The 19,691-nt window shown below is 33.6% G+C and carries 15 protein-coding genes; 14 read left to right on the top strand and 1 reads right to left on the bottom strand.

All coding sequences use genetic code 11. From position 1 onward, the window contains the following. Nucleotides 1-484: 484 nt before the first annotated feature. The 8 genes from C7381_RS07700 to C7381_RS07665 all read left to right on the top strand — a co-directional run bounded on the left by C7381_RS07700 (nt 485) and on the right by C7381_RS07665 (nt 9,258). A complete protein-coding gene (locus tag C7381_RS07700) occupies nt 485-1,654 on the top strand; it encodes an NAD(P)-dependent malic enzyme (RefSeq protein WP_116480529.1) in 1,170 nt (389 codons plus the stop codon). 295 nt (nt 1,655-1,949) lie between these two features. Next, nucleotides 1,950-2,834, top strand: coding sequence for an ATP-binding cassette domain-containing protein (locus C7381_RS07695; RefSeq protein ID WP_165803641.1), 885 nt, complete (start codon nt 1,950-1,952; stop codon nt 2,832-2,834). Further along, nucleotides 2,818-3,609, top strand: coding sequence for an ABC-2 family transporter protein (locus C7381_RS07690; RefSeq protein WP_165803640.1), 792 nt, complete (start codon nt 2,818-2,820; stop codon nt 3,607-3,609). The genes C7381_RS07695 and C7381_RS07690 overlap by 17 nt, the downstream gene beginning before the upstream one ends. 1 nt (nt 3,610) lies before the next feature. Beyond that, nucleotides 3,611-4,390 (top strand): ABC transporter permease, encoded by a 780-nt coding sequence (locus C7381_RS07685; protein ID WP_165803639.1) that lies wholly within the window; start codon nt 3,611-3,613, stop codon nt 4,388-4,390. Nucleotides 4,391-4,623: 233 nt separating this feature from the next. Further along, nucleotides 4,624-6,768 carry an anaerobic ribonucleoside-triphosphate reductase gene (gene nrdD, locus C7381_RS07680; protein ID WP_116480518.1) on the top strand — a complete coding sequence of 715 codons (2,145 nt, stop codon included), beginning with the start codon at nt 4,624-4,626 and terminating at the stop codon, nt 6,766-6,768. Further along, a complete protein-coding gene (gene nrdG, locus C7381_RS07675) occupies nt 6,768-7,259 on the top strand; it encodes an anaerobic ribonucleoside-triphosphate reductase activating protein (RefSeq protein ID WP_116480517.1) in 492 nt (163 codons plus the stop codon). The genes nrdD and nrdG overlap by 1 nt, the downstream gene beginning before the upstream one ends. 225 nt (nt 7,260-7,484) lie before the next feature. After that, on the top strand, nt 7,485-8,051 hold the full coding sequence (locus tag C7381_RS07670) for a 5-formyltetrahydrofolate cyclo-ligase (RefSeq protein ID WP_034547580.1): 567 nt from the start codon (nt 7,485-7,487) through the stop codon (nt 8,049-8,051). 10 nt (nt 8,052-8,061) lie between these two features. Continuing rightward, on the top strand, nt 8,062-9,258 hold the full coding sequence (locus C7381_RS07665) for a coenzyme F420-0:L-glutamate ligase (RefSeq protein WP_116480516.1): 1,197 nt from the start codon (nt 8,062-8,064) through the stop codon (nt 9,256-9,258). A 951-nt stretch (nt 9,259-10,209) separates the two neighbouring features. Here C7381_RS07665 and C7381_RS07660 read toward each other — a convergent pair. Further along, on the bottom strand, nt 10,210-11,268 hold the full coding sequence (locus C7381_RS07660; RefSeq protein WP_165803638.1) for a transglutaminase domain-containing protein: 1,059 nt from the start codon (nt 11,266-11,268) through the stop codon (nt 10,210-10,212). Between the two features lie 526 nt (nt 11,269-11,794). Between C7381_RS07660 and C7381_RS07655 the strand changes: the two genes are divergently transcribed. From C7381_RS07655 to dnaX, 6 genes are all read left to right on the top strand, one after another. Continuing rightward, complete coding sequence (locus C7381_RS07655) at nt 11,795-12,721, top strand: DnaJ domain-containing protein (protein ID WP_034547574.1); 927 nt, start codon at nt 11,795-11,797, stop codon at nt 12,719-12,721. A gap of 22 nt (nt 12,722-12,743) precedes the next feature. After that, nucleotides 12,744-15,317, top strand: a complete 2,574-nt coding sequence (clpB, locus tag C7381_RS07650) for an ATP-dependent chaperone ClpB (RefSeq protein ID WP_116480514.1) — start codon at nt 12,744-12,746, stop codon at nt 15,315-15,317. 173 nt (nt 15,318-15,490) lie between these two features. After that, nucleotides 15,491-15,658: a hypothetical protein gene (locus C7381_RS08615; RefSeq protein WP_156095630.1), complete on the top strand. Its 168-nt coding sequence runs from the start codon at nt 15,491-15,493 to the stop codon at nt 15,656-15,658. Between the two features lie 9 nt (nt 15,659-15,667). Beyond that, on the top strand, nt 15,668-16,213 hold the full coding sequence (locus C7381_RS07645; protein WP_034547570.1) for an isochorismatase family protein: 546 nt from the start codon (nt 15,668-15,670) through the stop codon (nt 16,211-16,213). Nucleotides 16,214-16,347: 134 nt separating this feature from the next. Beyond that, nucleotides 16,348-17,793, top strand: coding sequence for a nicotinate phosphoribosyltransferase (locus tag C7381_RS07640; protein WP_116480513.1), 1,446 nt, complete (start codon nt 16,348-16,350; stop codon nt 17,791-17,793). Continuing rightward, nucleotides 17,790-19,688, top strand: a complete 1,899-nt coding sequence (gene dnaX / locus C7381_RS07635) for a DNA polymerase III subunit gamma/tau (protein WP_116480512.1) — start codon at nt 17,790-17,792, stop codon at nt 19,686-19,688. The genes C7381_RS07640 and dnaX overlap by 4 nt, the downstream gene beginning before the upstream one ends. The last annotated feature ends 3 nt before the right edge of the window (nt 19,689-19,691 follow it).

Genomic DNA, 19,691 nt, shown 5'->3' with positions numbered 1-19,691 from the left:
TTTGGATGTGAGATTTCTTAATATAACTGATGTAGGAATGGGATTTCTTTCGGAGTTCGGATTCAAATTTTTAGACAATAATGGTAATGAATTGAAACCGTTGGGCTTAAATGTTTATTATATCGACAAAGTTGAGGTCCCGGAAATCGTAAGCGATAAAAAGAAAAAGTTAAGGTTGATTTTGGATAGGCCTTTAAACAATCCCTACAAAGCCAAAAAATGTGCAAGATGCAAGGTAGGGGCTTTCGAGTATGAGCTTATGAAAAGAAGTTTTCTGAATTTGCAAAATAGACTTAAAAATTCCGGATTAAATGTTAAAGCTGATTTGGAAGCGGCCGACGGAGGAGGATTTTCTACGATAATTTCAACACTTCTCGCAACTCGTAAAATAGAATATTTTACGATACTCGATGAAGATTATGAGGAATTTTACACACAAAATATAAATGTAAATAGAGTTTCTATTGAGGAGGTTTTTGAGAGAATGAGCGAAACACATGATTACAAGGAAAAGGCACTAAAGTTACACGAAGATTATAAGGGCAAAATTGAGGTTGAATCCAAATATCCGCTAACTAAAAAAGACGATTTAGCACTATTATACACACCGGGTGTAGCTGAACCGTGTAAAAAGATTGCGGAAAACAAAGAAGATGTATACAAATACACCGCAAAGGGTAATCTCGTTGCTGTTGTTACAGACGGCTCCGCAGTTTTGGGTCTTGGAAATATAGGTCCTGAAGCCGGCATGCCTGTTATGGAAGGTAAAGCAATTTTGTTCAAACATTTTGGAAATGTAGACGCTTTTCCTATTTTGGTGGATTCGCAAGACACCGAAAAAATCATTGAAACTGTTAAAATGATTGCACCGACATTTGGAGGTATAAATCTTGAAGATATTGCTGCTCCGAGATGTTTTGAAATCGAAAGAAGACTTGTTGAAGAACTTGACATTCCTGTTTTCCACGATGACCAACACGGAACGGCTATCGTTGTTACCGCAGGTATTATAAATGCACTTAAAGTTGTAGGCAAAAAAGCCGAAGATGTAAAAGTTGTCATAAACGGATGCGGTGCAGCGGGTGTTGCAATTCTTAAAATGATGAGAGATTTGGGTGTAAAGCACATTTTAATTCTCGATTCAAAGGGAATTGTTTACAGAGGAAACGAAAGAAACAACTGGATTAAAAATGAAGTTGCAGAAATTACAAATGAAAACAACGAAAAAGGAACTCTTGAAGATGCAATGAAAGGCGCCGATATATTTATCGGTGTAAGCGTTGCGGGCGCTGTAACAAAGGAAATGGTGAAGAGCATGAACAAGGATGCAATCATTTTCGCAATGGCAAACCCTGTTCCTGAAATTTATCCTGACGAAGCAAAAGAAGCGGGCGCAAAGGTTGTTGGAACCGGTCGTTCCGATTTCCCTAACCAAATCAACAATGTATTGTGTTTCCCGGGACTCTTTAGAGGGGCTCTCGATGCACGTGCAAAGAGAATTACTCCTGAAATGAATATGGCAGCTGCACACGCAATTGCAGACATCGTTGGAGACGAACTCGACGCCGACCACGTTATTCCGGATCCGATGGATATGACAATCCCTGAAAAAGTTGCAGAAGCAGTAAAGAAAATTGCAAATAAAAACAAATAAAATATAAATGGTGTAATTAATACAACAACACGAAAACTCTTATTGGGGCGACTCCGATAAGAGTTTTTTGAATTATATATTTATTTTAGAAGACGTTTGGATTTCATTATTAAATAATGTATAATAAAAATAGATGAATATTTTATAGATTGAAAGTGATCGCTCATTGACAAGTAATGTTACATAAATGACCTAAGCGGGATATTTCGTTTGGTTTTATCATAATAAGTTATATAATAATATCATTTAAAAAAGTTTTAGAAATTTGTTATACTGCATGTTTTTGGAGAAAGTTATGAACTATGTTGAATTAAAAAATGTTTCGAAGATTTATAAAGGCGGAGATGGAGTCAGAGATATTAGTTTTTCGATATCTAAAGGAAAGATTGCTGGACTTATCGGACCGAACGGTGCAGGGAAAAGCACAATAATTAAGATGATTGCCGGAATTTTATTGCCGGACAGCGGAGAAATAAATGTCATAGGCTTTAATCCGGGCAAGGATATAAAAACAATTTCGAAGAAATATGGAATAATGTTTGGAAATCGTTCCTCGCTTTGGTACAATCTTGCCGCAAAGGAATCTCTTTTGTTGATGAAAGATATTTATAATATTTCGGATGAAGATTACGAGAAAACTATAAACAAATATGCGAAGATTATAGATGCCACAAATCTTGTCGACAAAAAGGTGAGAAATATGAGTTTGGGCGAAAGAATAAAAATTGAGATATTGGTAAGTCTTATAAATGAGCCGGAACTCTTGATTTACGATGAGCCGACTTTGGGACTCGACATAACTTCAAAATTGGCATTCAGAAAAATTCTAAACGATATTAGAGCTGAGGGGAAGACTATTCTAATCACGACACATGATTTGGTAGATGTCGAAAAGTTGTGTGACAACATCATTTTGATTAACAAAGGGCGGAAGCTTCTCGATATAACGCACGAAGATTTTAGAAAAATGCAGGATGAAAATTTGGTTTTAATTTCAAAAATGGATTTAGAAATTGATACAAAGTTTTTTGTGGAAGAAAATCACGGAGAGTATAAATATATTATTCCTCAAAAAGAAGCTATAATGATTAAAAGTCAAAGTTTAGACAAAATACCGCCGAATGAATTCTATTTCAGAAGTCCGAATCTTGAGGAGCTGTTATATGTATTCTATAAGTAAAAATTTCAAATTGCTCAAAAGATATTTGACACTTTATACAAAAAACAAGCTTGAATTCAAGTTTGAATCTTTTTCTACAGTTTTTGGAGTGCTCATAACAATTTTTAATAATTTTATATTTTGGATTGCTTTGAAAAACGTCGGAGTGAAATTTCAAAACTGGGATTTTAATAAAATATTATTGCTGATCGGTTTTAATTTTTTGTTCATTTCAATAAACTCAATATTTTTCGGATTTCGCGATTTGGAGTATAAGATAATAAGCGGTGAATTTGATATGTTTATGGTGCGCGGACAAAATCCATTCAAACTTGTATTGCTTGAGAGAATGAATTTTTTGTATATTTTTTTGAATTTAATATTTTTTATTGTTTGCATATTTATATCACAAAATAGTTTTAAATTTGAGATTATAAATGTTCTCCTTGCGGTAATTGTGTCAATATTTGCAAGTTTAAATTTCAGCTTGCTTTACGGAATATTCAGCTTGCTTGCGTTTTGTTTCGGCAAAATATTTTATGTACGGGAATTGTTTTTTTCGATTAAGGATTCAAAAAATTATCCTATGGATATCTTTCCGAAAGTTATCTATAATCTTTTTGTTTACACGATACCAATAACTCTTATTAGTACAGTTCCGACGAAAATTGCGTTCGGTGAAAATCGTGCCGGCAAGTATATCTTGATATCAATAGCCGGATTTATATTACTTTGTACTATTTTTAAATTATTCTCAAAGAAAGCACTGAAACACTATGTTTCGACGGGAAATTAAGATGAAAAAATATATAAGACTTTTTAAAACCGGAATTCTAAACAGCAGTGCATTCAAAATGGACTTTTATTTCGGATTCATAACCATACCGATACAAGTTATCATAAGTTGGTACTTTTGGAAATATGCAAATCTGGAAAATGTCGGTAGAGGATTTACGCTAAACTCGATTGTACTTTATTTTTTGATAGTAAATATTTTATCGATAATCTATTCACCCGCAATGTATGTGTGCTATGAAAGCATGGAGCTTATAAACAGCGGAAACATAATAACTTGGATGACAAGACCGATAGACATCAGACTTTTAAAATTATTCGAAAAGGTCGGTAATTTTTTTGTGATTTCAATTGTGCCAATCGCTCTATATATAGTTTTGGCAATTTTTACAAAAAGTATAAGTTTGTCTGTGGCACTTCTCGGAATAGTATCCACATTTTTAGGGTTTACAATTTTATTTTTTGTGCAACTTATAATTGGATTTCTAAGCTTTTGGTTCAATCAGGTGCTCACTTTCAGAGATATGATTTTTGACATAATGTGGATGCTCGGAGGGATTGTTTTACCGATTGATTTCTTCCCGGAACTTTTAAGAAATATTTCACTTTGGTCACCGCTTTCGTATTCATATTATATTCCTGCGAAAATTATGGCTGGAATAATGCCGACAGAGGATATATTAAAGTTTCTGATTTTGCAAATTGTTTGGATTTTAGGACTTTATTTGCTATCCGGTTTGATTTATAAGAAAGGAAAAAATAAAACGGTGCAGGGAGGATAGAAATAATACACAATAAATAATAGATTTTAAAAAATAGCTATAGAAAAATTCTATAGCTATTTTTTTGTGATTTAAATCTCTGTTAGATACAGGCTTACAGGACTTTTTTGACTAAAAATAGCCGTTTATAGACTGTTGCAATATACAATATATTGGGGTATAATGATAAATGAAACGAGATTATATACTAAATACCTGAGTTTGGTATCTAGATTTAGATAAGAGGAGGATTTATGGACGTTATTAAGAGAGATGGAAGGAGAGTTCCATTTGACAAGTCGAAGATTTCAATTGCGATTTTAAAAGCTATGAATTCTTCGTCGGGAATTTATGAAGAAGGTCTTGCGGAAAAGATTGCAGATGAGATCGAGTCGTTTGCAAAAGTTGTGAGCGAGCCGATGACAATTCACGGCATTGAAGAACAGGTGTATTATAAACTTATAACATACGGAAATGTTCAAACGGCAAAGGCATATGAAAGCTACAGGTCAGTTCAGGAGTACAAGAGACAAATAAACACGATTGACGAAGATGTTGTCGGAATTTTGAATCGTTCAAACACAAATGTTCTAAATGAAAATTCAAACAAGGATGCAAAGATTGTTTCAACGCAACGCGATTTGATTGCAGGCGAAGTTTCAAAGGATATCGCAAGAAGAATTTTGATGCCGACGGATATCGTTATGGCGCACGACAGCGGCGCAATTCATTTCCACGATATGGACTATATAATGCAACCGATGTTTAACTGCTGCCTTATAAATCTTGAAGATATGCTTAAAAACGGCACATGTATCAACGGCAAAAAGATTGATTCGCCAAAGAGTTTTCAAGTTGCTTGCACAGTTACCACACAAATTATTGCACAAGTTGCATCCGGACAATATGGTGGGCAATCAATAAATGGAATTGATAGAATTTTGGCTCCTTATGTAAGGAAGAGTTTTGACAAGTATTTTAAAGATGCACTCGATGATCAAAAGAATATCTACAAGATTGAACCTAACGAAGAAATGGCACGAGAAGTGGCATTAAAAAGGACCAAAAAAGAGGTTAAAGACGGCATTCAAACAATGCAATATCAAATAAATACTCTCATGACTACAAACGGTCAAGCACCTTTTGTAACGCTTTTCATGTATTTTAAGCCGGGCTATGAATACGAAAAAGAAGCGGCAATGATTACTGAAGAGATTTTAAAACAAAGACTCGAAGGTATTAAAAATGAAGCCGATGTTTATGTTACTCCGGCGTTCCCGAAACTTATTTATGTTTTGGATGAGCACAATGTGCACAAGGATGGCAAGTATTATTATTTGACCGAGCTTGCAGCAAAGTGTACAGCAAAGAGAATGTATCCTGATTATATTTCAGCTAAAAAAATGAGAGAAATTTATGACGGTAATGTTTTTGCACCGATGGGCTGCAGAAGTTTTCTTTCGCCTTGGAAAAATGAAAACGGAGACTTTGTGTTTGACGGAAGATTTAACATGGGCGTTGTCAGTTTAAATCTACCGCAAATCGGTATTATTTCAGGTCGAGATGAAAAGAAATATTTTGAAATCTTGGAAAAGAGGCTTGAACTTGCAAAGAAAGCACTAATGTTTAGATATGAGCTTTTGGAAAATATCACGAGCGATGTTTCGCCGATTCACTGGCAATACGGTGCAATCGCACGTTTAAAACCGCATGAAAAGGTGACGAAACTTCTCAAAGGCGGATATGCTACAATTTCACTAGGGTATATAGGTCTCTATGAAGCGTCGATTTTAGTGACCGGAGAAACGCATACAAAGGGCGGTCATGATTTCGCTGTAAAAGTTATTAGAAGACTAAGACAAGCGGTTGATGATTGGAAGAAAGAAACAAATATAGGATTTGCTCTCTACGGTACTCCGGCGGAAAGTCTTACTAATAGATTTGCAAAGATTGACCTCGCAAGGTTTGGCTCAATTAAAGATGTCACCGACAAGGGTTATTACACAAACAGCTATCACGTAGATGTTAGAGAAAATATAAATGTTTTCGACAAGTTTGATTTTGAAAGCGAATTCCAAGATCAATCCACAGGCGGTATGATTTCATATGCTGAAATTCCAAATATGACAAATAATATTGATGCTGTTCTTACTATGGTCAAATACATTTATGACCATATAACATATGCTGAATTTAACACAAAGAGCGATTATTGTCATGAATGCGGATTTGACGGAGAAATTGTTGTTAACGACGACAATGAATGGGAATGTCCGCAATGTCACAACAAGGACAAGTCGAGACTCACCGTTATAAGACGTACTTGTGGATATCTCGGTGAAAACTTTTGGAATGAAGGAAGAACAAAAGAAATTAAATCGAGGGTTCTTCATATATAATGAATTATGCTCAAATAAGAAAATATGATGTTGCAAACGGCACGGGTATTCGAACAGTAATATTCGTGACCGGTTGCACACACAATTGCAGGAATTGTTTCAATAAGGATTACCAAGATTTTAAATACGGAGAGATTTGGACAGATGATGAAACCGAAAAGGTGATTGAATATTTAAAAGACGACAATGTATCAGGGCTCACACTTCTTGGCGGAGAACCGATGCAAAATTTGGATTTGATTGAAGTTTTAAAATCTGTTAAAGCGAGTGTCAATAAACCGATTTGGATTTATTCGGGCTATACTTATGAAGAAATCTTAGAAAATGAAAAAAGAACAGAGCTATTGAAACTATGTGATGTACTTGTCGACGGAAGATTTGTCGAGGAGCTCAAAGATTTAAAATTAAGATTTAGGGGTAGTTCGAACCAAAGAATTATAGATATAAAAAAGAGCATGGAACAAGAAAAAGTTATTTTATTTATGGAATAGAAAGAAACGGCCGATTCATTTGTCAGTCGTTTATTTTAGTAGAAAGTTCGATATAATAGATTTTAATACTAAAGAATAATAGAATTTGCAAAATAAATAGATGATATAATTTGCTTGTCATTTTTTTTAAATTTTCATTTATAGAAAAATTACAATAAATAAAAAATTTCAGAAAAAGATGACAAATGGCTACCGTTTGTAGTATAATGTAGTTGAGGTGAGCTCATGGATAAAAAAGAGTTAAGAAAAAATATTTTAAAAATGAGAGACTCTATGGACGAAGCTGATAGATTTAGTGCTGACGAAACTGTTCTTTTAAAGCTGCTTGCATTGAAAGAATATAGAGATGCAAATACTATATTTACATTTGTTAGCTACAGAAGCGAAGTCGATACAAAACAACTCATTTCCGAGTCTTTAAGACGCGGTAAAAGAGTATTGGTTCCTGTTGTCGATAATGACAAAAAGGAAATGATTCTTTCGGAGCTTAAGAGCGCTGAAGAATTGCAAACTTCAGACATGGGAATTTTGGAGCCGAGTGGAGAAAACATAAGACCGGTAGAACCGAAAATTGTAGACATTTGTATTACACCGGGTGCTGTTTTTGACAGAAGAGGTTACAGAATCGGATATGGCGGAGGTTTTTATGACAAAATGATGCCTAGATTTAGAAGCGATGCAAAAAAAATAGGTGTCGGCTACGACTTTCAATTGGTTGATGAAGTTCCAAAAGAAGAACACGATCAAAAAATTGATATGTTGATTACAGATAAGGAAATTTATAAATTTTAATGGAGGGAATATGTCAAGATTTATTGGAACTGTTTCACGCGGAATTAGAACAAAAATTATTAAAAAAGGCGACAACCTTGCTGAGATTGTTGTAAACTCAGTAATGGATGCTGTTGCAAGTGAAAATATACCTATACATGATAGAGACGTTATCGGTGTTACAGAAGCTGTACTTGCAAGAAGTCAAGGTAACTATGCAAACACTGATGAAATCGGTGAGGATATTAGAAAGAAATTCGGCGGAGACCACATTGGACTTATCTTCCCGATTTTAAGTAGAAATAGATTTTCTGTTTGTCTAAAAGGTATTGCAAAAGGAGCCAAGAAAATAACTCTTATGCTCTCATATCCTGCTGACGAAGTTGGAAACCATCTTTTAACTTTGGAACAATTAGACGAAGCCGGAATGAAAGATTTAAGTCAACTTATGACAGAAAAAGAATACAGAGATAAGTTTGGAAAGAATTATCACCCGTTTACACATGTAGATTATGTTGAATTTTACAGAGATTTGATTGAATCTGAAGGTGCTGAATGCGAAATTATTTTCTCAAACGATCCTCTTCATATTTTAAAATACACAAATAAGGTTTTAACAGCTGACATCCACTCAAGAAAGCGTACTAAAAAGATTTTGAAAGATGCAGGAGCACTTGTTTATAACATAGAAGATGTTTTAAACGAACCTGTTGGAGAAAGCGGATACAACAAAGAATATGGTATTCTTGGTGCAAACAAATCAACAGAGGATAGTGTAAAATTGTTCCCGCGTGATTCATTTAAATTTGCAAATGATTTACAAAGTAGATTTAAAGAAGCAACAGGAAAAAATATTGAAGTACTTGTTTATGGTGACGGTGCGTTCAAAGACTCTGTAGGACAAATTTGGGAACTTGCAGACCCTGTAGTAAGCCCTGGCTATACAAAAGGTTTGGAAGGTGTTCCAAATGAACTTAAATTAAAATACTTGGCTGATAATGATTTCAAGGATTTAAAAGGTGAAGAATTGAACAACGCAATCCTCGAAAAGATTAAACATAAGTATGATGAGGATGTGGTCCACAATGAAAATGAAAAGCTTGGAACAACTCCAAGAAAATTGACCGACTTGATTGGAAGCTTGTGCGACCTTACAAGTGGTTCAGGGGACAAAGGAACACCAATCATTTTGATTCAAGGATACTTTGACAACCTTGCAACTGAATAAAAATTTAAACGGAAGATTTATCTTCCGTTTTTTTGTATTATAAATTATGGAATATGAGAGAATATTATGAATACATACGCTAAAAATTTTTTTTAAACTTATTAGATAAGATTTAGTTTATATAAAATAAAAATTAAAAAGGCAATTATAAAATATTGGGTTAAAACTTTTTATATTGATATAAATAAATTGAGGATATAATTAAAAGACTCTTTTTATAAACTTTATTTAGAAATGAGATAGAAAGAAATTTATATATAAAGTCAATAAGCGATTCTTAAATATTTTTTTTATTATATTATATATAGATATGTGAATGGAAAAGTTTAAATTAATAAAAATACATAAGTATTAAGAAATACTTTATAGTAGATTTTAAAATTTGAATATTATTAAAATATAAAAAAATATTATGGATTACTATTACATTAAAAATAAGAATAGTATAATTATATGTATTAAAAACAGATGCATATGAAATGAACAAATTATATATTATATTTTATGGTAAAAAATAAAATTTAATTATATGATAAAAAATTTCTAAAAAACTTATTGCTAGCTTGTTTATAGAAAACAAAATAAGTATATTGAAAGAATGAAAAATAAGAAATTAAAATTTATGTAAAAAAACTTTGCTATTAAGAATAAATCTAGAACAGGAAAAATAGATATTATAATTAAGTAAAAAAACAGAATCAATATATTTTTTAGTAAAGTATATAATGTTATTATATTTAATAAAGTATTTTAGGCATATTATAATATAAGTATACAAAAAACATATTTTTAATAAGAATAAAAAAGTGAAAGCTTTAAATAATAAAGAATAATTAAATAATATTCCTTATTATTTAATATAAAAAGCTCTTTATATAAATAAAAAAGATGCACAGTGAACAGTCTGTGCATCTTTTTTATTTATATAAATTTACTAACGAAAGGAGAATGCTATAAGTTTTTTAGTGCGTAGCTCTTATTACTGAATCCGGCAATAGATGTTTGTGGGTATAAGTTTTGATCCCACTTATGATTTTTTGCAATTTCAGTTGCACCGATCATCAAGTAACCGTAATTTCCGTTGTTTGCTACGTCGTTCCATGTGGTGTCAACGTGGTACCATTCGTCATTTACTTTAACGATGTTCCATGCGTGTGAACCCCAATTGTTATATGAGTATGAAGTTCCAACAACGACTTTCGATTCCAATCCGGATTCTTTTGCCATCATTTGGAATAGTGCGGAATATGCTCCGCATACGCCCTTACCGCTTTCGAGGATTGCATATGGCGAGTTGATGTCGAGGCCGTTTGCAAGAGTATTAACTCCGGCATTTACTTCGTTATATGCATATTGGGCATGCTCAACGATATATTTATTTATCAATTCTACTTTTTTATCATCTGTAATATTTTTGGGGAAAGTAGAAACTATATTCTTAACAAGTTGTTTGTAGTGGTTTTCTTTTTCGAGACTTACAGTATAGTCGAAGTTAAATTTAACTTTTACATTTCTATAGTATCCGCTTTGAAGTGGACCTTCTGCTGTAACCGTTCTAAAAATAATGCTTTTTGGAACGGCTTCGTCTGATCTTAACGCACTCCAAATTTCATTTATAAATGAACTATAATATTCTTTTTTTATTTCCGATAATTGGAAAATATAACTTTTTTCGTGTCTTTGTGTTGCTTTAACAAGTTCCTTATATTGAGATAAGTATTTTGGATTAATCTTATTCTCTGTGTTTGTAGTTTTTGTACTATTAATTTTAATCCCATTATATGTGTCACTAAAAATTCCATTTATTTGAATTTCTGGCTTATTTGTATCGTTGGCTATGTAATCAAATTTGCGAGGGTTTTGATTTAAATCATAGCTACCGAGGGGTGGTCCTATAATATCATACATTATATTTGTATGAGTATTTTTAAAACTGTCTTTGGTATTAGATTTAGCAACTATAATCGCCTGCATAGTTGGCATTATTAGCAACGCTGTTAATATTATCATTATGTTTTTTAAAAAATTATTCCTGTATAACATATTTCTTTCCTTTCTTTGGTATTTATCAAACAAATACTATAAAATATAGTTATCATATTTATTAAAATTACAAGAAACTGAAATATTTTTATGTATTTCTTTATCTGTATTTATTATATACCCACAAATTTATAAATTAATTACAAAATATTAAATTTAATACAATGAATATTTCTGATTTAATTATAAAATCTAAAGAAAATAAAAATAATTAACTACAATATATAATAAAAATTTTATTATGACTATCAAAATACAAATAAAAGAAAATAATTAATATGAATATATAAAAACATACGAGAAAAGTAATAATTAAAAAAATAAAATGATTAAGAATAATTAAGATATTACTAAAAATTAACAAATAATTTTGCTTAAGAATTTTTTAAGATGAAAGTGTTTAAAATGGCATAATACGGGTATATATTTGATAGGTCAAAGATGGTCAAACAAATTGGACGAAAAAATAAATTTTTTATTTTGAGGTGGATTTATGCAATATAAAGATTATTATAAAATTTTAGGCGTTGAAAAAGGCGCGACAAAAGAAGAAATAAAGAAAAAATTTCGACAATTGGCGAAACAATATCACCCGGATTTGCATCCGGGTGATGAGGAAGCTGAAAAGAAATTTAAAGAGATTAATGAAGCTTATGAAGTTTTGAGTGATGATAAAAAGAGAAGCACATACGATAACTTCGGCTCCAACTACAATTTCCAAGGTGGGCAAAACTTCGATCCTAATTCATACGGGTTCAGTCATTTCAGTAGTGGCGGTGCCGGCGACTTTTCAGATTTCTTCAATTTGATTTTCGGAGGCAATTTTAATGGCAGCAACTTTAGTGCTGAAAGCAGTAGTAGTTCAAACTCAGGTTTTGGTGGATTCTCGGATTTGTTCGGAAGCAGAAGACGCACACAAAGAAGAGAACCATATGAGTCAAATTTGGATTTATCTATAGAAGAACTTCAAAATGGTACCACAAAAAAACTTACTCTTAATATAAATGGAACAAATCATAATATAGATGTAAAAGTTCCTAGAGGTATGACACCGAACAAAAGAATTAAGGTGAGAGGTTCCAAATGGGGACTTGACAGAGATATTTTGTTTTCAATAAATGTTATTGGAAATGGTGAAAAACTAGAGGGTCTTGATATTATTCGTGATCTTGAAGTGTATCCTTGGGAAGCTTATTTTGGTGGTGAAAAAGTTGCTGAAGTTGAAGGCAAAAAGATTAAATTAAAACTACCGAAAAATATTGAGTCAGGAAAGAAGATAAGGATAAAATCAAAAGGATTCCAAGATATGAAAGGCAACAAAGGAGATTTATTTTTCAAAGTGAAACTAAAAAATCCGGATACCTTAAATGAAGAGCAGGAGAACTTGTATAAGTCTTTATATGAAAGTTTTAATAAATAGTTTTTTAAAGGGAGTGATTTAAATGAGTGATAAAAATTATACTGTTAAAACAGCGGAAGCATTAAACGGTGCGGTACGCTTGAGAGAAGAGTACAGAAATGCGACAGTAACACCGGTGCATCTTTTTTGTTCTGCACTTAGTATAGAAAGTGTTATGAGTCTGTTGATTTCAAAAATGGGAATCAGCGTGCCAGAGATTTTAGGCGATGCTAAGTCGTTATTAGAAAATATGCCTAAAACTTCAGGTGGACAAAATTATATGTCCCGTGATTTAGAAGATATTATTAATTTGGCTGACAAGAAGCGCGCGGATATGAAAGATGAGTACCTTTCATTGGAACATGTGCTCCTTGCTATGCTAGACAATCCGGGAGATTTAAAAAATATTTTTAATAAGTATGGTATAGAAAAAAATAAAGTTATGGAGGTGCTTATGAATATTAGAGGTAATCAAAATATAAATACGGATAATCCTGAATCAACCCTTGATGCTTTAAACCGTTTCGGTAGAGATTTGGTTGGACTTGCAAAAGAGGGCAAGATGGATCCGGTCATTGGTAGAGATGAAGAAATTAGAGATGTAATAAGAATATTATCAAGACGTACAAAGAACAATCCGGTTCTAATAGGTGAGCCGGGTGTCGGAAAGACGGCAATTGTTGAGGGGCTTGCACAAAGAATAGTAAAAAATGATGTGCCGACCGGGCTTAGAGATAAGATTATTTATGAACTTGATATGGGTGCACTTATTGCCGGTGCAAAGTATAGAGGAGAATTTGAAGAAAGACTCAAGAGTGTTTTGAATGAAGTGCAAAAGTCGAACGGAGAGATTATCCTCTTTATAGATGAGATTCACAATATTGTCGGTGCCGGTAAAACGGAAGGTGCTATGGACGCAGGAAATCTTTTGAAACCTATGCTTGCAAGGGGAGATATACATTGTATAGGTGCAACGACGCTAGATGAATATCGCCAATATATCGAAAAGGACGCTGCACTTGAGAGAAGATTCCAAAAAGTTTATGTAGGAGAACCTTCTGTTGAAGATACTATTTCTATATTGCGTGGGCTCAAGGAAAAATATGAAGTTCATCATGGAATAAGAATTTCTGATAGTGCAGTTATAGCGGCTGCCACAATGAGCGACAGATATATCACTGATAGATTTTTACCGGATAAGGCTATTGACTTGATGGACGAAGCTTCGGCACTTGTTAGAACGCAAATTGATTCAAGTCCGGTTGAGATTGATGAATACGAAAGAAAAATTCTTCAACTTGAAATCGAACGCGAGGCATTAAAAAAAGAAACGGACGATGCATCTAAAAAGAGACTTGAAAATATTGAAACTGAGATAGCTGAATTAAAGAAAAAATATGAAGTTTTGAGAGAAAAGTGGGAAGAAGAAAAAAGTAGTATTGAAAAGATAAAAAATCTTAAAAAAGAAATAGATGATGTCAAGACAGAGATTGAACTTTCAGAAAGAAACTACGATCTTGAAAAAACTTCGGAGCTAAAGTTCGGCAAGTTGCCTAAACTTATGGAAGAGCTTAAGAATTTAAATGAAGAATCAGGAGAAGACAAAATTTTAACAACGGAAGTAACTGAAGAGACAATCGCACAAGTTGTTAACGGTTGGACAGGTATTCCTGTTGCAAAATTAACTTCTACAGACAGAGAAAAGTTGCTAGGTCTTGACGATGAACTTCATAAGAGGGTTGTGGGACAAGACAAAGCGGTCGAAGAAATTGTTGATGCAATTTTAAGGAGCCGCGCTGGTCTACAAAACAAAAACCGTCCGATTGGTAGCTTTATTTTCCTCGGCCCTACAGGGGTAGGTAAAACAGAGCTTTCCAAAGCTCTTTCAGAATATCTTTTTGATGACGAAAAAAATATGGTTCGAATTGATATGAGCGAGTATATGGAAAAGTTCTCAGTATCTCGTTTAATCGGTGCTCCTCCGGGATATGTAGGCTATGAAGAAGGTGGACAACTCACTGAAGCTGTAAGGAGAAGACCTTATTCAGTAGTACTTTTCGACGAAATTGAAAAAGCTCATCCAGATGTTTTCAATCTGCTATTACAAGTACTTGATGACGGGCGTTTGACGGATAACCGTGGTCGTGTGGTTGATTTCACAAATACAATATTGATTATGACTTCAAATATAGGTTCTCCTATATTACTTGACGGAATTGATGATAAAGGAGAGATTGTTCCTGAAGCGGAAAAAAATGTTATGGAAAGTTTGAGGAATTCATTCAGGCCAGAATTTTTAAACAGAGTAGATGGAATTGTTATGTTTAAACCGCTTACAAAGGAAAATATGAAGAAGATTATTGACATATCAGTCGCTTCGTTAAATGAAAGACTCGAGGAAAGAGGAATCACGGTTGTATTTACAGATGAAGCAAAAGAATATGTTATTGACAGAAGTTATACTCCTGAATATGGAGCAAGACCTCTTAAGAGATACATTTCTTCATCGGTTGAAACAGCACTCGCTAAACAAATAATAAAAGGAAAAATTTCAGAAGGAGACGAAGTTGTTGTTCGGGTGAAAGATGATGAGCTTTCTTATGAAGTAGAAAAATAGATAACAAAAGGGTTACTTGAGTGACCCTTTTGTTTTTTTTATTGAATTTTGGGTAAAAATGAAACGAGGTGGTAAATTTGAATATTAAATTGACAGAAAATGCAAAAGAACGTTTTAACGAACTTGATGCAAATAATGTTAGAATATATATACAAAGCTATTCATGATGTGGAGTGAGTCTTGGCGTGCTCCCGGACATAGAAAGAGAGAACGATGAAAAAATTGCTATTGGACAATTGACATTTTTAGTTGAAAAAAGTCTTTTGGAAATCGTGAAAGGTGAAGTTAAGGTTGACTTTATTAAAAGTGGTTTGAAACGAGGTTTTAAAGTTTATCAATAAGGAGGTTATATGGCTACATTTAATCTAAATAAAGACGATACATTATTTTTGTTTATAGATTTTCAGGAAAAACTTATGCCTGCTATGTTTGAAAATTCAAGAGTTATCGATATTTCGAGAAAGGCGTATGACTTTTCAAAAATTGTAGATGTTGAAAAGCTCTTTACAACACAGTATAGGAAGGGGTTAGGAGGGCTTATTGAAGAATTTAGAGATGAAGATCATGATGCGCTCGATAAATCTGAGTTTTCGTGCTATTTAAATCCCGAAATAAAAGAGAAGATAGACAAACTGAATAAGAAAAATATTGTTTTATTTGGACAGGAAGCACATATCTGCGCATTTCAAACAGGACGCGATTTGCTTGAAGCGGGTTATAATGTTTTTGTAGTTGAAGAGGCGATGACATCAAGGACTTTGGAAAACAAAAAAAACGGCATAGAGCTTTTGCGAAATATTGGTGCATATATTATAAATTTTGAACTTTTGATATTTGACATTCTTAAGAGTGCAAAGAATCCTTCTTTTAAAGAGGCACAAGCACTTATAAAATAATTGATAGGACGGACCTTTTATGGTCCGTATTTTTATGCGACAATTTTAACTCCATCAAACAATTTAAATAAAGCGTTTTCGGATGAAAATTTGCCGCATTTATGTTATAATTAATATTAATGGAGGCGGGATTAATGCAAAGCGATGAACGTAATTTAACACTGCTTGCTGATTTTTATGAATTCACAATGTCAAATGGATATGTAAAACTCGGACGCGGTGACAAAATTGGATATTTTGATTATTTTTTCAGGTCTGTACCGGACGATGGAGGTTATGCCCTTTTCGCCGGACTGACTCAGTTGATAGAGTATTTGGAAAATCTAAGATTTAGCGATGATGATATAGAATTTTTTAGAAGGAAAGGAATATTTTCAGAAGAGTTCTTAGAAAAACTCAAAGAATTTAAATTTGAATGCGACGTTTGGGCAATCGAAGAAGGCTCTGTAATTTTTCCACACGAACCGATTGTAACTGTAAGAGGTCCGCTTTACCAAGTTCAAATGATTGAAACAATGCTTCTTTTAATTTTGAACCATCAATCTCTTGTTGCAACAAAAACTTCTAGAATGGTTAGAGTTGCAAAGGGAAGGGCAATAAGCGAATTTGGAAGCAGACGTGCTCACGGTGCTGATGCTGCAAACTATGGGGCGAGAGCTGCGTATATTGGCGGAGCTGCCGGCAGTGCGAACACATATACCGATAGACACTTAGGAATCCCTGCAACGGGAACAATGGCACATTCATGGGTTCAAAGTTTTGACAGCGAACTTGAGAGCTTCAGAGCATATGCGGAAGTTTATCCGAGTGCATGCCTTCTTTTGGTAGACACATATGATGTTTTAAGGTCTGGTATTCCGAATGCTATAAAAGTATTTAATGAACTAAAGGGAAAAGGATATAAGCCGCTTGGAATAAGAATTGACTCCGGTGACATTGCATATTTAACAAAAGAAACGAGAAAAATGCTTGATGCAGCAGGGTTTGAGGATGCGAAAATTGTTGTATCCAATAGCATGGACGAGTTTAAGATTAGAGATCTTTTAAACCAAGGTGCACAAATCGATAGCTTTGGAGTTGGTGAAAGGCTAATAACTGCAAAAAGTGACCCGGTTTTTGGAGGGGTTTATAAACTAGTTGCGATGGAAGAAGATGGGAAAATCATTCCAAAGATAAAAGTATCAGAAGATGTTGTAAAGATTACAACTCCGGGTTTCAAACAAATTTATAGAATTTATAATAAAGACACAGGATTTATGGAAGCGGATTTGGTTTGTCTTCACGATGAACCGGCTCCAAATGGGGAACCGCTTGAAATTTTTCACCCGCTATATACATGGAAAAGAACGATTCTTGAAAATTATTACACAGAACCTTTGATGAAAAAGATTTTTGAAGGTGGAAAATTGATTTATAAGAAGCCTGATATAGAAGAGATAAGAAATAAAGCAAAATCCGAACAGGCAAAACTTTGGGATGAAATTAAAAGGCTTGACGATCCACATTCATATTATGTGGACCTTTCACCTAAACTCTATCAAATTAGATATGACTTGTTGAAAGAAGGAAAAAGATTATGACAAAGGCCCTTTATCGGGTGCTTCGTCCTAAAAAATGGAGTGAAGTAGTCGACAAAGATTTAATTGTTGAGGTTTTAAGAAATCAGGTTAAAAATGATTCCGTTTCGCATGGTTATCTTTTTTGTGGACTAAGAGGAACGGGTAAGACGAGCTGTGCAAAGATTTTGGCAAGGGCGGTAAATTGTTTAAATCCTCACGATGGTGAGCCTTGTAACGAGTGTGAAAATTGCAAGGCGATTCTTGAGGACAGAGCAGTGGATGTTTTGGAGCTTGACGCGGCTTCGAACAACGGAGTTGACAATATAAGAGAGTTAAAAGAGCTTGGTGTTTATCCGCCTACAACTTTAAAAAAGAAGGTTTATATTATAGATGAAGCACACATGCTTTCAAACTCGGCGTTTAATGCTCTTCTAAAAATTTTGGAAGAACCTCCAAAGCATCTCATATTTATACTTGCAACGACAGAGCCTGAAAAATTGCCGGATACTGTAAAATCACGGCTTCAACGTTTTGATTTTCACGGGATTTCAAAAGATAAACTTGAGGAGTCTTTAAAAACGGCAGCTAATGGATTGAACGAGGAAGTTTCGGAAGAAGTTTTTGGAATTATTGCCGACAATGCTGGCGGTTCAATGAGAGATGCTTTGTCGATGCTCGATCAACTTTTGTCGATTCCAATAAGACCTATAACTCCGGAAATTATCTCTACTCTTCTTGGTTTTACGGGGATAGATGAAATAGCTCCGCTTCTTACGGATATTTTGAATCATGATGTTTTGGGAGTTATGAGCGAAACAACTTATATAATGAAAAGGGGCAGATCAGGAGAGAAGACCTTATATGCGCTAATGAAAGCGTGCCGCGATTTGTATCTTGTGAAGATGGGGGAATCGGACGGGCTGTCGACTAAAAGAAAAGATATCCTTTCTAAGATTAGTGATTATGTAGATGAAAACAGGATACTTGATTTGATTGAATCATTCAGAAAACTTATTGACGGCATAAATTATGCATACGATGAGGCGCTTATGTTTCAAATGGGCCTTGTTGAGATTGCAAGAAACAGAGTCGTCACGACTTCGGTTTCAAATGCGAAAGATGTAAAAATTCCAAAATTTGTAAAAGATAAAAAAGAGACGGATTTCAATGAGCTTTTTTCTAAAAATCTCGCAAAAAAACAAGATAAAGATGAAATAAAAAAAGAAACTGTCGAGTCTTTAGATGTGGAGCAAAAAAAATCTGAAGAGGCAAGCAAAACGGAAAATATAAGCGAATATAAGACAGAGGTACCAATAGGTGAGGATACAAGCAATATAAAAAAAGAAGTACCTCAATCGGGTTCGGATTTTGAAGAAAGACCTTTTTTTGAACCAGAAGAGTCGGATTATATGAATATAGATGAAGAATTTTCACCTGATGTTTCGGGATTGAAAAGTAAAACAGATCCAACTCCTAAAAAAAGCACCAAAGAAGACAAAATTAAAACAGTGGAAAAGCACGACGAATATATAGAAGAAAAGAAAGATTTAAAAGGACCCATCGAAGCAGAGAAATCGGAATCGAAAGAACAAGACAAGGTTGAAAAAAATGAACCGGTTGATGACGGTACACTTCAAAATGAAGAGGGTGAAAAGATGTTTGATAAAATTGTCGAAGGGAATCCTCTTTTGCAATTCTCAAAAGACAATTTTTATATAAAATTTATAAATAAGAAAATGATTTTTACTCCGAAAAATTCGGAAGAAGATTTTATCTTTAACAGTTCAAAAAAAGAACTTACAGAAAAATTGAACGAAATCGTTGGTGGTGGAGCATCTATTGAGATAAGGTCATCAAACGAAGGAATGCAAAAAGTAATTGATTTATTCGGCGATAAGCTCGAAATTAGAGAATAAAAA

Origin of the sequence: Ezakiella coagulans (assembly GCF_003096635.1) — a bacterium.
Taxonomy (GTDB): Bacteria; Bacillota; Clostridia; order Tissierellales; family Peptoniphilaceae; genus Ezakiella; species Ezakiella coagulans.
The sequence above is the reverse complement of the archived record's forward strand: the minus strand, read 5'-3'. Positions and strand labels throughout refer to the sequence as shown.